This window comes from Xenorhabdus santafensis (genome assembly GCF_033949405.1).
GTDB lineage: Bacteria > Pseudomonadota > Gammaproteobacteria > Enterobacterales > Enterobacteriaceae > Xenorhabdus > Xenorhabdus santafensis.
This window is the reverse complement of the sequence record NZ_VCDN01000237.1, coordinates 1-207: the sequence shown is the minus strand read 5'-3', so window position 1 is coordinate 207 and position 207 is coordinate 1. Positions and strand designations below refer to the sequence as shown.

The window sequence follows — 207 nt, the reverse complement described above, 5'->3', positions numbered from 1 at the left end:
TGACCCAGACGTCCCTCGCCGTCAGGCTGAAACAGGCGGTGCCTGCGGCCAATTACACCACGTTGCTGCTGGATGCGCCTGACAGCGTTCTCGCTGAACAACCGACCGCCAACCCTGCCCCCCGGGCTTTGGGCTTGTCACCGCACCATCTGGCCTATGTGATTTACACTTCCGGCTCCACCGGGCTGCCCAAAGGGGTGGAAATGC

Annotated in this window: 1 protein-coding gene; it reads left to right on the top strand. The window is 62.8% G+C overall.

From position 1 onward, the window contains the following. A partial coding sequence (locus FE392_RS22390; protein ID WP_319931883.1) for an AMP-binding protein occupies positions 1-207 on the top strand: 207 nt, incomplete at both ends.